The organism is bacterium (assembly GCA_035691305.1).
In the GTDB taxonomy this organism is placed as follows: domain Bacteria; phylum Sysuimicrobiota; class Sysuimicrobiia; order Sysuimicrobiales; family Segetimicrobiaceae; genus DASSJF01.
Window position 1 is genome coordinate 1 of sequence record DASSJF010000043.1, and the last position, 13386, is coordinate 13386.

The 13386-nt window shown below is 70.6% G+C and carries 12 protein-coding genes; 2 read left to right on the forward strand and 10 right to left on the reverse strand.

Features of this window, described 5'->3' with window-relative positions:
* Nucleotides 1–126 precede the first annotated feature (126 nt).
* The 4 genes from VFL28_08120 to VFL28_08135 are packed head-to-tail and all read right to left on the reverse strand — an operon-like array spanning nucleotide 127 to nucleotide 3004.
* The gene (locus VFL28_08120) at nucleotides 127–528 is read right to left on the reverse strand and encodes a DUF3830 family protein (GenBank protein ID HET7264620.1); all 402 of its coding nucleotides are present in this window, start codon (nucleotides 526–528) and stop codon (nucleotides 127–129) included.
* The gene (locus tag VFL28_08125; GenBank protein ID HET7264621.1) at nucleotides 525–962 is read right to left on the reverse strand and encodes a DUF3830 family protein; all 438 of its coding nucleotides are present in this window, start codon (nucleotides 960–962) and stop codon (nucleotides 525–527) included. Before VFL28_08125 ends, VFL28_08120 begins: the two co-directional genes overlap by 4 nt.
* Before the next feature lie 52 nt (nucleotides 963–1014).
* On the reverse strand, nucleotides 1015–1782 hold the full coding sequence (locus VFL28_08130; GenBank protein ID HET7264622.1) for an isochorismatase family protein: 768 nt from the start codon (nucleotides 1780–1782) through the stop codon (nucleotides 1015–1017).
* A gap of 31 nt (nucleotides 1783–1813) precedes the next feature.
* A complete protein-coding gene (locus VFL28_08135) occupies nucleotides 1814–3004 on the reverse strand; it encodes an NAD(P)-binding domain-containing protein (protein HET7264623.1) in 1191 nt (396 codons plus the stop codon).
* On the opposite strand from VFL28_08135, the gene VFL28_08140 reads away from it, so the two are divergent.
* Nucleotides 2982–4310 (forward strand): aminotransferase class III-fold pyridoxal phosphate-dependent enzyme, encoded by a 1329-nt coding sequence (locus tag VFL28_08140; protein ID HET7264624.1) that lies wholly within the window; start codon nucleotides 2982–2984, stop codon nucleotides 4308–4310. The genes VFL28_08135 and VFL28_08140 overlap by 23 nt on opposite strands.
* Here the strand turns inward: VFL28_08140 and VFL28_08145 are convergent.
* Complete coding sequence (locus VFL28_08145) at nucleotides 4307–5296, reverse strand: succinylglutamate desuccinylase/aspartoacylase family protein (GenBank protein ID HET7264625.1); 990 nt, start codon at nucleotides 5294–5296, stop codon at nucleotides 4307–4309. The two genes, VFL28_08140 and VFL28_08145, sit on opposite strands and share 4 nt — an antisense overlap.
* Before the next feature lie 238 nt (nucleotides 5297–5534).
* On the opposite strand from VFL28_08145, the gene VFL28_08150 reads away from it, so the two are divergent.
* Nucleotides 5535–5981 (forward strand): DUF2127 domain-containing protein, encoded by a 447-nt coding sequence (locus VFL28_08150; GenBank protein HET7264626.1) that lies wholly within the window; start codon nucleotides 5535–5537, stop codon nucleotides 5979–5981.
* 177 nt (nucleotides 5982–6158) lie between these two features.
* Here the strand turns inward: VFL28_08150 and VFL28_08155 are convergent, their stop codons facing one another.
* From VFL28_08155 to VFL28_08175, 5 genes are all read right to left on the reverse strand, one after another.
* Nucleotides 6159–8087 carry a copper amine oxidase N-terminal domain-containing protein gene (locus VFL28_08155; protein ID HET7264627.1) on the reverse strand — a complete coding sequence of 643 codons (1929 nt, stop codon included), beginning with the start codon at nucleotides 8085–8087 and terminating at the stop codon, nucleotides 6159–6161.
* Nucleotides 8088–8195: 108 nt separating this feature from the next.
* The gene (locus tag VFL28_08160; GenBank protein HET7264628.1) at nucleotides 8196–9110 is read right to left on the reverse strand and encodes an ABC transporter permease; all 915 of its coding nucleotides are present in this window, start codon (nucleotides 9108–9110) and stop codon (nucleotides 8196–8198) included.
* Entirely contained in the window at nucleotides 9064–9993 is a 930-nt protein-coding gene (locus tag VFL28_08165) for an ABC transporter permease (protein HET7264629.1), read from the reverse strand. The genes VFL28_08160 and VFL28_08165 overlap by 47 nt, the downstream gene beginning before the upstream one ends.
* A 44-nt stretch (nucleotides 9994–10037) precedes the next feature.
* Nucleotides 10038–11582, reverse strand: coding sequence for an ABC transporter substrate-binding protein (locus VFL28_08170; GenBank protein ID HET7264630.1), 1545 nt, complete (start codon nucleotides 11580–11582; stop codon nucleotides 10038–10040).
* A 39-nt stretch (nucleotides 11583–11621) separates the two neighbouring features.
* Nucleotides 11622–13376: a gamma-glutamyltransferase gene (locus tag VFL28_08175; protein HET7264631.1), complete on the reverse strand. Its 1755-nt coding sequence runs from the start codon at nucleotides 13374–13376 to the stop codon at nucleotides 11622–11624.
* Nucleotides 13377–13386 lie beyond the last annotated feature (10 nt).

Sequence of the window (13386 nt, forward strand, 5' to 3'; positions counted from 1 at the left end):
CCGGCCGCCGCGCGGCCGCGCCGCCGAGCGCAACCGCCGCTCCGGCGCCGCCGAGCCTCAGCAGTCCGCGGCGGGTGATTCGCGCCGGCGCGCCGTCCGCCGGCGAAGATCGGTCGGGGGGCACGGTCAGGCGCGCCGGACCCGCAGTGTGCGGGCGCCTTCCCACTCCACCTTCTTGCCGAGCGCTGCCAGCTCCGGGACGCCGCCGAGCATCCGGCCGACGAGCGGCGTGGGGTGCGCGCCGTTTGGCCCTCCCATCAACGCCTGCCCGTACACGAAGCGCAGACCGTTCCACTTGTGGAGGAAGATGATGTCCCCCGGATTCTGGAGCTGCGACATGTTCTCGCGCTCCGGCGGCTCCGGGATCTGGACCCACAGCCGCAGCATGTCGCCGCTCCACTTCGTGTTGGTGACCGGACCTTCAAGCGGCAGGGCGTTCCAGATGTTGTTGCAGATGATCGGCGCCTGCTCGTCGAGCAGTACCGCCTCGAACGCGTGGTCCTCGAACTCAACCACGACCCGCCTCATTCCTCCGTCTCCTCAAGCCGGCGCAGCGTCACCGTCTTGGCGCCGTCCCACATCAGCCGCTCGGCCTTCTTGGCGAACGCGCCGAGGTCGCCTTCGATCCGGCCGAGCGCGGAGACCATCATCGCACCCAGGACCCACCGGAACCGGGCTTCGCCGTACGCGATGGCCAGCTCCCGGATCGCCGGCAGGAACACGATGTCGCCGGGCGCCTGAAAGCCGACGGGATTCTCCACGCCGAACGGAAACTGCGCGAAGTCGACGTCGATCGGCAGCTCGGTGTTCGTGTGGAACATGTCGCCGGACCATTTCGCGTGCGTGACGCGGTCTTCGAACGGCAGGCTCTCCCACAGCGCACCGACCGTGACGGGCGCCCGGTCGTCGTACAGGACGGCGGTCACCGCCACCCCGTCGAGCTCGATGCCGATCCGCTTCATAACGCCTCCTTTGCGCCGGAGCGAGTGATCATCCGCGCCCCCCGGCGCGGCACTAGCCCGAGGAATCTGCCGTCGCCGCCGCGGCGCTCCCAGCGGACGGGACCGGAGGGCGGGAGGCGGCGGCATCGGCGGTTAGGCGCAACCAGTCGAGGGTGCGTCCGAGGGACCAGACGGCCGCGTACTTGGCGGCCATGTCAAAGAGGTTGACGCGGTGAGGCAGCACGGCGCGGTCGAAGACGCACTCGGCGACGACGACCGTGCGAAAACCGTGCGAGACGCCGTCGACGACGGTGGCGCGCACGCAGCCGCTCGTCGTACAACCGCAGACGAGGAGGGTGTCGACGCGCGCGTGCACGAGATACGGCAGCAGTCCCCCGGCGTAGAAGGCGCTCGCCGCGCGCTTCTCAAAGACGCGCTCGCCCGGCGCGGGCGCGACAACATGGACGATCTCGCGGCCGTCGCGCCGCTCGTCCGCGGTTGCGTCCGGCGGATCCTCCGCGCCGCGCGTGTAGAGGATCGGCAGACCGGCCGCCCGCGCGGCGTCGAGCAGGCGGCGGATCTGCGGCAGGCTCTCCCACGCGTGCGGACCGCAGCTGTACCGGTAGCGGCGGATGCTGTCGAGGATCGGTTCGGGGCGGTCGCCGGTGAAGTTATTCTCGAGGTCGACGAGGACGAGGGCGGGCGCGACGCCGGGTTCGCGCTCCGTGCGCCAGTAGCCGAGGCGCTCGTATACCTGCACTTCGTCCGAGGTAAGGATGCCGCTCCAAGGACCGCCGCCGCCGTCGGTCATGTCCGCCGCCCCCGCGTCTCGCTTCGGCATGCCCGCGCCGCCCCCCTATCCCGCGGTGCGCCTACACGGCCGCCGCGCGGCGTGCGCAGATCCAGGCGCCGAGGAGCGCGTCGAGTGCCACGCTACCCGGCGCCCGCACGCAGACGATGCCGCGCCGATCGACGCGGGCGGGCGCCCGTCCGGCGATCACGTCCGCCAGGTCCGCGTCGACGTCCGACTTGCCGATGCGCCCCTCGGCGATCAGCCGCCGGAAATCCGCGCGCTGCGCGCACTCGGGCCAACTGGAAACGACGAGGCGCACCGTACCGCGCTCGCGGCGGACGAGAAGGTCGCCGCCGAGTTCCACAGCGTCCCCCAGACCGTATACTGTCGCTCCCGGCTTGATCCACGCCGCCGAAAGGATCGGGGCCGCGGCGTCGGTCGCGGTGACAAGAAAGTCGGCCCGCGCCGCAACGTCGCGCGCAGACTCTACAGCGGACACGCGCGGGAACCGATCGGCCAGTTCCCGCGCGAGCCGGTCCCGCGACGCCGGCCGCCGGGACGTGATCACGATCTCGCCGGCCCGGCGGGACTCGATAAACGCACCGAGCACCGCCCGGGCGAGCCGGCCCGCCCCGACCACGCCCACCACCGGCGCCGCGGCCGGGACCGTGTGCTCCGCGACGACGAGGGCGAGGGCCGCGATCCGGACGAGATACGTCAGGTGCTCGTCGATCGTGGCGAGGAGGTCCCGGCGCGCCAGACCGGCGAGATGCAGGTATCGCACGGGATCGCCGCCGCCGACCGCGCCGAGAAAACGGAACGCCGCGAGATCGAGTTCCGGAACGAGGCAGCACTTCGACACGGCGGAAACGCGGAGGCCGTTTCCCTCAGGCGCATACCGCAGCGCCGCGCGCCGGGCCTCCGGGATCAGGACACGGCCGGCGGCTTCCCACCGCACGGCGTCGCGGACAATCTCCACCGCGTCCGCGAGCGCCAGCAGCCGCGCCGCCTCTTCCGCGGCGATGAAGACGCCGGGAGTCTCGCCCGCCCGCGCCAGCCCGGCTTTGACCTCTTCCACCCACGCGGCCGTCACATGTGGACAGTTCGCGGCGCCGTTCGCGGCCTCATGCCTCACCCGCCCGAGCGCGCGCCGGCGCCGCACAGGAGGCCGCGCCACCTCCTTGAATTCCCCCCGCGGACGCGGGCACCACGTCATGTTGGGGAGGTCTTCCGTGCACGGCGACTCGATGACGGACGCAACCTCGGGCACCGCGAGCCACGTCCTCCACCGCAGCGGCGCACCGCACCTCAACGCCGTGCGCGGCGAAGGCCTCTACATCTACGACGCGCAGGGCCGCCGGTATCTCGACGGATCGTCCGGGCCGCTCGCGGTCAACCTCGGCCACGGCGTTCCCGAGATTCTCGCGGCGATGGAACGGCAGCTTCGACAGATCACCTTCGCGCACGGTTCGGAGTTCACGACCGAGGCGCAGGAGCGCGCGGCGGATCTCGTCGTCGAATTCACCCCGCCGGGACTCTCGCGGGTGTTCTTCGTCTCCGGCGGAAGCGAGGCGACGGAGACCGCGGTCAAAATGGTCCGGCAGTACTGGGTCGACGCGGGGCGGCCGTCCAAGTACAAGATTATCAGCAAGCGCGCGAGCTATCACGGCGCGACCCTGGGCGCGCTGTCGCTGTCGGGCTTCGCCGCCCGCCGGGGCCCCTACGAGCCGCTGCTGGTGCCGTTCCCGCAGATCCCGGAGGTGCACTGCCGCCGCTGCCCGTACGGCCTCGCGTACGGCCGGTGCGCGATCGAGTGCGCGACCGAACTCGAGCGCGCGATCCTGCGCGAGGGGGCCGACACCGTCGCCGCGTTCATCGCGGAGCCGCTGTCGGGTGCGGCCAACGCGGCCGTGGTTCCGCCGCCGGAATACTTCCCCCTCGTCCGCGAGATCTGCGACCGCCACGGCGTGCTCTTCATCGCCGACGAGGTGATGACGGGCTTCGGCCGGACCGGCGCCAACTTCGCGATCGACCACTGGGGCGTCGTGCCGGATCTCATCGTGTGCGCGAAGGGACTCGGCGCCGGTTACATGCCGGTCGGCGCCGTGGTCGCGCGCGACCGGGTGGGCGATCAGATCCTGCGCGTCTCGGGCCGATTCATCCACGGCCACACGTACGCCGGCAATCCGCTGGCCTGCGCCGCCGCCGCCGCCGTGCTCGAGTACACGCGGCTGCACAACCTCGTGGCCGAAGCAAAGCGCAAGGGACCGGTGCTCGAGCGCGAGCTCGAGCCGCTGCGGCGCCATCCGCGGGTCGCCGAGGTGCGAGGGCTCGGGCTCATGTGGGGCGTCGAATTCTCGGCGCCGGCGGACGGCCTGACGGCGGACTCGCCGGCCGGTGCCGCCGTGGTTGAAGCGGCGATGCGCAACGGGCTGCTCGTCTACCCGGCCGGCGGATCGCTGCCGGGCACGGTCATGAACCAGATCCTCGTCGGGCCGCCCCTGACGATCACCGACGCGGAGATCGCGGAGCTAGGCCGCCTGCTCAGACGGAGCGTCGACGAGGCGTTTTCCTAGGGGCGCGCGGCCGGCGCGTCGTCTTGGAACGGGCGCGCAACCGCGCCGGCCATCTCGCCCGCCTCTATCATCCTCAGGTGGCGCGCGACCCAGATCGCCCCGGCGTAGGGAGCGCGCGCGTCCGCCACGACCTCGCCGAACGTCGAGCGCACGACTCCGATCGTGTCGCCCGGCGAGACCGGCTCGCCGATCGAGCGGCGCATTTCGACGTACCCGCCACGCCCGACCGGCACCTCGCTCGTCTCCCAAAACGGCCCCGGCACCTCCGGCGCGGGCCGGTCGCGCAGCATCCCGAGCCACCGCATCAGGTTGAGGGCTCCCTCGCGGTCCGCGGCGACATCCGCGTCGAGGCATCCTCCGGCGCCGGTCATCTCGTTGCCGACCGTGGTGATCCCGCGCCGGGCCGTTTCGGCGTTCAACGTCCCCACGTGGTCGCGGCCGGCCCACAAGTTCTTGACGCCGAACGCCCGCACCGCGGCGCGCGATCGATCCGCATCACCGAGGCCGCGCCGGTACGCGACCGCCGGGAGGAACCGGTAGCGCACTCCCCCGCTGTGCAGATCTAAGAACAAGGCCGGCTTCAGGCGGAGAATAAAGGCCAGGAGGGCGGCGGCAAGGCGACGCGTCGGCGAGCCGCCGGGGTCGCCCGGAAACGCGCGGGCGAGGTTCACGCCGTCGATCTGCGCGGGCGTCGTGCGCGAGGCCGCGGCGTATGCCCAGGGATTGCAGACCGGCATCGCCACGAACACGCCGGAGAGCGATGGCGGCGGCAGCGTCTCGCAGACTTCCCAGAGCGCCCGCGGGCCTTCGTACTCGTCGCCGTGCACGCCGGCCGCCGCGATGAAGACCGGTCCCGGCCGCTCCCCGGCGACGGCGAGGACCGGCAGGTCGGCGGGCGGATTGCCGTCGACGAACGCGGTGACGCGGTACCGGCCGGGATGCCGGCTGAGCTCGAAATCGGCAAGCGGGACGCGGTCGTTGGACATGGGACGGCACTTCTTGTCCGGAGAGACGGACTCCCGGAGGGTATCATCGAAGGACAGGGAGCCGAACCGCCGTGAAGGAGGACGACGTCGTGGAGGATCGGACGGAAAAGACGGTTGAAGGCTGCGTGCGATAGCCGCGGAACGCACCGCCCATAGCGGCTCCGCCCGCCTCGCCTCTGAGCGCGCGGGCGAGTCCGCGGGCCCGCGCTGGTTCGGCCGGCCGTGGCCGGTCGTCCTCATCGCGGTCGAAAAAGGCATTAGCACGCTTGCCATCTGGGCCGGCGCCTGGTTTGCGTTCGTGCTGCGGGGACACCCAGGCGAGAATCCCGTGGAGGTGATGTTTCGCGGGCGGATGACCTACGGTGAGCACCACGGACCGCGCGGCACGTTCGTCCGCTGGCTCGCCGCCCACGTGCCGTACCTGTCGTCCAACCAAGCCGCCGGCCTTGGGGTCGCCCTCATATTCTGGGGAGGCCTCTTCGCCGCGGAAACCATCGGCGTCTGGATCGAGGCGGCCTGGGGCGAGCTGCTCGTGATCGCCGAGACCGCGGCGTTCCTGCCGTTTTCAATTTGGAACGCCGTCCATCACCCGCGGCCGCTCCAGTTCGTCGCCATTCCGGTCAATCTTCTGATCCTGGGCTATCTCGTGCGGAAGTACACGGACCGCCGTGAAGCGTCCCGGTAAGGTGACGCCGACTTCGCGCGCGAAAAGAGGGTCGCGGCCACGTGATCGGGACGAATCCGTGCGTCGGGCGGGACGGGAGACGGGCACTCGTTGATGTTCAGTTCGTCTGTCCGCATCGGCCCGCCCGGCGCTCGCCGGGCGGGCCGTCAAGTTAGCCGCGGGTCTTCGCGGCCGCGTTCACTGCAACGTCGTACTCACGATGGCCGGCACCGACAGCGCGGCGCCCGTCTGATCAACCACAACCGCGATGATCTTGACGCTTGGGCCGCCGACCGGCGGCTTCTGCGTGAACGTGGCCGACCAGTTGCCGGCGGGATCGGCCTTCACGGTTTGCGTGCCGAGCGAGCCGTGCCAGTTGAAACCGATGACGTCCTTGCTGTAGTCGGCGGTGACCCTGACCAGCGATCCCGCCGGCGCGACTCCAGTCACCGTAAGCGGCATCGAGACGCTCTTGCCGGGCGCCGGGCTGGTAATCACCGGAGCGGGCCCGTAGGCCGGGGGCGAACCCGCGGGCGCGGCGGCGATTGAGACCGGCGCCGGTGCGGCCGCCGTGAGCAGCTGGCCGTTCGGCGCCGTGATACTAACGGTGACGTTCGCATTGACCGCTGCGTCCCCCGGCTGGACGGCATAGTTCCCGACGTACAGCCCGGGTTGATTCGACGTCTCGATCATGGGAAGACCGCTCCGCAATCCGGTGATCGAGAAGGTCGCCGTCCCGTGCGGCGGCCCCGTCGCGGTGACCGTCATGACATCTCCGGCGGCGAGCCGCCGGCCGGCCGGCGTCACCGAGACGGCCGGCGCCCCGGACGCCGTCGGCACAGTCCCCGGCGCGGAGGCCTGCCGCAGAAGAACTCGGGAGACCTGGCCCGTCGCGGGATTCACGCGAAGGGTGACCGCGGTGCCGGGCTGCAGCGCCGCGAGCGGGACTGGCTGGCCGCCCTGCGTGACCTGCGCGCCCGGGCCAAGCAGGAACGTCTGTCCGTCCTGCAGCGCGATCTGATTGTTGCCGGCCGCGGCGACGACCCCCGTCACCTCCGCAAACGAGACCTGAATGCTTTGCGCCGTGCCGCTCGGGTCCGCCAAGACCGTAACCGCATCGCCGGGTTCGATCGAGGTCAGCGGCGCGGGGCCGCCGTAACCGGTGGTCGTATTCGTGCGTGTAATCACCGTACCCGAGACGATCCGGTATGCGACCTCGGTCCCGGTCGCAGTCTGTACGCTCAGCTGCCCCGGATACGACGACGCGTTCACCTGCGTTACGATGCCGGCGACGGGCTGGCCGGCGCCCGGCGTGGCTGCCGGCGGCGGCGCCTGCACCGGCGCGTAGTTGAGCGCCTGAATGCTCTGCGCCGTTCCGGAGGGGTCGGCCGTGACGGCCACCCCGTCGCCCGCCCGCAGGTCGCTGAGCGGAATCGGCGCGTTCGAACCGGTCCCGGTGACGCGGGTAATGGTCGTCCCCGACACGATGCGGAACGTATACACGGTCCCGTTCGGCACCTGGACGGTGATCTGCGCCGGGTACGCGGCCGCGTTCAGTTGTGTAATGGTACCGGCAATCGTTTGGGCCGCGGGCTGCGGCGCGGACGGCGGCACGCCGGCGGGCGCCGCGCCCGCGGGAGGAGCGGTCATCGGCGGCGCGCCCGAAGGCGGAGCTCCCGCCGTCTGACTGTCGATCTGCACGGTATAGGTGGCCGCGTCCCAACCGACCGCCGCGCCGAGCGCCTGGCTGATGAAGCGGAGCGGCACCATCGTGTGGCCTGCAACGAGCAGCGCCGGCGTGTCAATCGGCTGCGCCTGGCCGTTCACGGCCGCCTGAGACGACCCGATCGTCAGCGCGATCGACGTCGCGCCGCGCTGCGCCAGCACCGCCTGCGCGCGAGGATCCCAGACCACCGTGGCGCCGAGGCGTTCGAACACGCCCCGCAACGGTACGAGCACGCGCCCGTTGAGCAGCATGGGCGGCGAGTCGAGATAGATCGGCGAGCCGTCGACGACCACTTTGATGTAGGGCGCCGCCGTCTGAGCCGCGGCCGCGGACGTGAGCCCGACGGTCACCGCCGCCGCGACGGCGGCGGCGAGCATTTGCATTCGCGCGTCAACTCGCATGGCCGAGTCCCCCAGTTCTCCCCGCGGACGGGCACAGAGATGCCGTGTTCGGATACGAACATCGCCGGGTGGAAGTTCGAAAGTTCCGCGAATTGTGAAGACGATCGTCTAGACCGGACCGAGCCCGCGCAGGCGGGGATCCAGAACGTCGCGCAGGCGGTCGCCGAGAAGGTTGAAAGCCAGTACCACGAGCGTGATCGCGACGCCCGGAATCGTCGGCATCCACCACGCCTGCCAGACGAGGTCCTGCGCCTGGCCGATCATCTGGCCGAGGCTCGGCGTCGGCGGCTGGATCCCGAGTCCGAGGAAGCTGAGGGCCGCTTCGAAGATGATCACGACCGGCAAGTGCAGCGTGCCGAGCACCAACAGCGTGGGGAGCACGTTGGGCAGCACGTGCTGCACGAGGATCCGCCCGTCGGACGCGCCCACCGCCCGGGCGGCCGCCGCGAACTCGCGCTCGCGCAGCGCCAGCACCTCCGCGCGGACCACCCGCGCGTAGCTCGGCCACCCGGCGATCGCCAGCACCGCGACGATCTGCACGAGGCCGGTCCCCAGCACGGCGACGACGGCCACCGCAAGCAACAGCGTGGGAATGGACAGCTGCGCGTCGACGAGGCGCATGAGCGCGATGTCGAGCCAGCCGCCCCGGTAGCCGGTCACCATCCCGACCGTCATCCCGACGAACATCGACAGCGGGACGACGGCGAGCGCGACGAGGAGCGAGATCCGGAGACCGACCAGCAGCCGGCTGAAGACATCGCGGCCCAGCTGATCCGTCCCGAGCAGGTGAACGCCGCCGCCGGCCGCGGCGAGCGACGGCGGGTGGACGGTGAAACTGAGGTTCTGGGCGTCTGGATCATACGGCGGCACGAACGAGGCGCCGAAACCGGCTGCCACCAGCACCGCGAGCAGCGCCGCGCCGACCGCGCCCGAAGGGCTGCGGAGGAGGCGGCGCAGCGGCGAGCGCGGGCCGCGCCTACGCGGACTGGACGGCGCTTCGAAGACGAGGGTCGACCCAGCCATAGACCAAGTCCACAATGAGATTGACGGCCAGAAACACCGCCGCGCCGACGATCGTGGCTCCCTGCACCACCGGGAAGTCACGGCCCAACACGGCCTGCACCGCGAGCCGCCCCATGCCGGGCCAGGCGAAGATGGACTCGACGATGATGGCGCCGCCCAGCATCTGTCCGAAGCTCAACCCCAGCACCGTCAGCACGGGCAGCGCGGCGTTGCGCAGCGCGTGCTTGAACAGCACGGCCCGTCCGCGCAGCCCTTTCGCCCATCCCGTCCTGACGTAGTCCTGCGCGAGGACCTCCAGCAGGCTGGTACGTGTGAGCCGGCTGACCTGCGCGGCGTAGAAGCCGCCGAGCACGAACGCGGGCATGACGAGATGGTCCGCGCCGCCGTAGCCGGAGACGGGCAGCCACCCCAGCTTCACGCCGAAGGCGATGATGAGCAGGAGGCCGAGCCAGAAGCTCGGCATGCTGGTCCCGAGCAGCGCAAACGTCATCGCCGCGGTGTCGACGCCGGACCCCCGCCGCACCGCGGCCGCCATACCGAGCGCCACGCCCAGCACCACGGCGACCGCGAGCGACGCCAGCGCCAGCTCAAACGTCGCCGCAAGGTGATCGCCGATCAGTTCGGTGACCGGAACGCCCTGACGGTAGGAGAAGCCGAGGTCGCCGCGGCCGACCCGTGCGATGAAGCGCCCGTACTGCACCCAAAGGGGCTGGTCGAGGCCGTAGGCCTGCCGGATCCGCTGCATGTCTTCCTTCGTCGCGTCCTGCGTCACGAGCAGCGTGGCCGGATCCCCGCTGACATGCAGCAACACGAACACGATCGTGACCACGCCGAACATGGCGGTCAACGACAGCGCCAACCGGCGGAGCAGGTACCGACTCACGGGCCGGGCGGTCTGGGCGCGGCGATGTCAGCCGCGGCGGACGATCACTGAGTCCACGATGCGTCGAACATCGGCAGCTCAAGATCGGGCCGCGGCGTCCAGTTGAGGTCGCGCGACTCACCGTTGGCGTTGGGCGCGCCGAAGAGCGTAATGGCGGGCGCCTGATCCTTGTACATCAGCTGGAGCCGCTTGGAGATTTCGCGCAGTTTCGCCTCGTTCGGCGCGGCCTGCGCCGCCTCGACGAGCTGGTTGAACGGCTCGTATCCCGGCCGCCACTGGGACCATTCGCCGGGCGAGTAGAACGCGCGCAGTGGGATGATCGTGCTGATCCCGAAGAAATCGGTGAACCGCGTGAACCAGCCGTCCTCCGGAAGCTTGCGGGCCATCACGTTGCGCAGCTGGACGCCGACTTCCGTGACGTCGAGGTGCGCCCGCACGCCGACCTTGTTGAGCTGATCCACCAGGGCCTGCTCGATGTCGCGGTCGCCCGGGTAGGTGCCGCTCGTCCCGCTGATGCTGAAGTCGAAGCCGTTCGCGTAACCCGCCTCGCGCAGCAGCGCCCGCGCCTTGTTGGGATCGTAGGTGAACGACGGGATCGACGCGTCGCACGCCTCCATGACGTCCGTGCAGAACGTCGCCACCGGCGCGCCCACGCTGTGCATCACGCTCTTCAGGATCGCCTGCCGGTCGATCGCGTAGTCGAGCGCCTGCCGGACCCGCGGATCGGCCAGCGGTTTATCCTTCGTGATGCCCACGAGGTTGTAGATGACGAAGAAAACGCTCAGGCTCTTACCGACCACGAGCTTGGTTTTCGATGAGATCTGGACCGGGCTGAACAGGTTCGGCGGCAGCAGCGGCGCGACCTGGATCGACCCGGCGAGCAGCTCGGCGACCCGCGGCGCGTCGGTCGGGATGACGCGAAAGACGACGTGACCGATCTTCGGCCGGCCGCCCCAGTAGTCCGGATTGGCCTCGAGTTCGACGCGGTCGTCCTTCACCCACCGGACGAACTTGTACGGTCCGGTGCCGACGGGGTGGCGCACCAGCGCGTCGTCGCCGTTTTGCTTGAGATAGCCCGGCGGCACGATCATCCCGTAGTAGCCCAGGAAGCGAGGCATCAACGGCCAGGGCTCCGAGGTGACGATGCGGACCGTATCGTCGCTGACCACGTTGACGGACTTGATCAGCCGCAGCGCGCCGGCGCCCGGCCAGTGCGTCTTGGGGTCGAGCATGCGGTCAAAAGAAAACTTCACCGCGTCGGCGTTGAACGGCTCGCCGTTTTGAAACTTCACGCCCTTGCGGAGCCTGAACTCCCACGTGGTGGGATCGACCGCGCGCCACGAGAGCGCCAGGCCGGGCTTGAGGTTCAGATCGGCGTCCCGGCGCACCAGGGTGTCGTAGATGTTGACCAGGACCGCGACCGTCGCGAGCCCGGTGTTCTTGGCCGGGTCGCCGCTTTCCATGTCGGCGCTCTGCGCCACCACGAGAGTACGGGAGGACTGCGCTTGGGTCACGGCGCCCGACGCAACGGCAAGCACGAGCGCCGTGCCGGCGCAAAACGCGCCGATCTTCGTCCACCTTCCGGTCACTTCGACACCCCCTCGGTCTTCACATGAGTCTTTGGGTCCTCACCAGCCGGCGGCGTAGCTGTCCCGGCGGGGATCGGCTCCGCCTTCGAGCACGCCGCCCTCGCGGCGCCGGATCGCGCAAACCGCCGCCACGAGCGGCGCCATGTCCGGCAGCGCCTCAACGGTGTGCCCAAGCTTGGCCAGCCGGTCGCGGACGGCCTCGGGCACGCGGCCCTCGATTCGCACCACCCCGGGCTCGTAGGGGTGCGGGTGGAACGACGACGGGAAGCTGGCCGAGACCACACGAGGCGCCTCGATCGCCGCCTGCACGTTCATTCCGAAGTCGAGCAGGTTGGAAACGACCTGGACCATCGCCTGCACCTGCGCGTCCCCGCCTGGACAACCGAAGCCCATCACCGCCTCGCCGTCCGAGAGCAGCATCGCCGGGTTCGGCGTAAGGCGCGGGCGCTTCCCGGGCGCGATCGCCGAGGGATGCCCCGGCGCCGTCCACAACTGCGCGCCGCGCGTCGAGATAATGATCCCGAGGCCGTCCACCAGCGGCGCGCTCATGCCGGGATCCGAGGGCGTGGCGCAGAACGCGTTCCCCTCCGCGTCCATCGCGCAGACGAACGCCGTATCGGGATGCGCCGCGCCTGCGACCGGCTCCGGCACGTAGCCCGCGGGACCCGACCGCCCCTCGTACCGCCACGGATTCCCTGGCGGCGGCAGCTTGGGCCAGGCGCGGGCGGGATCGATCAGGCGTCTCCGCTCGTCCGCATACTCGGGATCGAGCAAACCCTTGATGGGCACGTCCGCCTGAGCCGGATCACCGATGAAGGCCTCCCGGTCCGCGGCCGCGACCTTGATCGCCTCGATCAAATAGTGCAGATGCACAGCGGTCCCCTGCCCCAACCGCTCGAGGTCTTCTTTCTGCAGCAGGTTCAGGACCATCGGGAGCAGCGGCCCCTGACACCAGGGCCCGCAGGCGTGCACCTCTACATCCCGGTACCGGGACGAGACCGAGGGTCCGATCTCCACGCGATACGCGGCGAGATCCTCCGCGTCGAGCTCGCTGCCGGTGCGTCTTGCGTGCGCGGCGAGGGCGCGCGCGATCTCACCGTGGTAGACCTCGTCGCGGGCCGCCATGATCGCCGCCGCCCGCCCGCGGGACCGCGCGCCCTCTTCCACGGCGATCAGCCGCCGGAACAGGTCGCCGAGCTCGCGCTGCACGAGCAGTTCGCCCGTCGCAAGAGGACGGCCCTCGGGAAGAAAGACCCTGGCGCTCGACGGCCATTCACGCAGCTGCGGTTCCAGCGCCGCGATCGTGCGGGCGAGACGCCGGTACACGGGGAATCCTTCGCAGAGTTCGCACGCCGGCCCGAGCACGTCGCGAAGCGTGAGGCGGCCGTAGCGCGCCAGCGCCGTCAGCCAGGCGTCAGGGGCGGCCGGCGTCACGTAGCGCGACGCGCCGATCGGCATCTCGTCTCCGTAGCGGGCGCGGTGCCGCTCGAGCGTCACGCGGCGCGGCCAGCAGCCGACGCCGGCGACTGTCTCCGGCCGCGGCATCCCCGGACGGAAAAACATGACCGGCGCGACCCCGCCGAAGTCCGTCAGGTGGCGTTCCAGAACGTTGAGGGCGATCCCGGCGGCGACCCCCGCGTCGGCGGCGTTGCCGCCGAGCGCGAAGATGCGCTGCCCGGCCATCGTGGCAAGGTAGTGACTGGAGCTCACCAGGTGCCTGGTGGCCAGAAACTCCGGCCTCCCCTGTGTCACGGCGCCGACCGGAATGGACGCCCCCGTCATGGGTTCGCGCATCGATCACCTC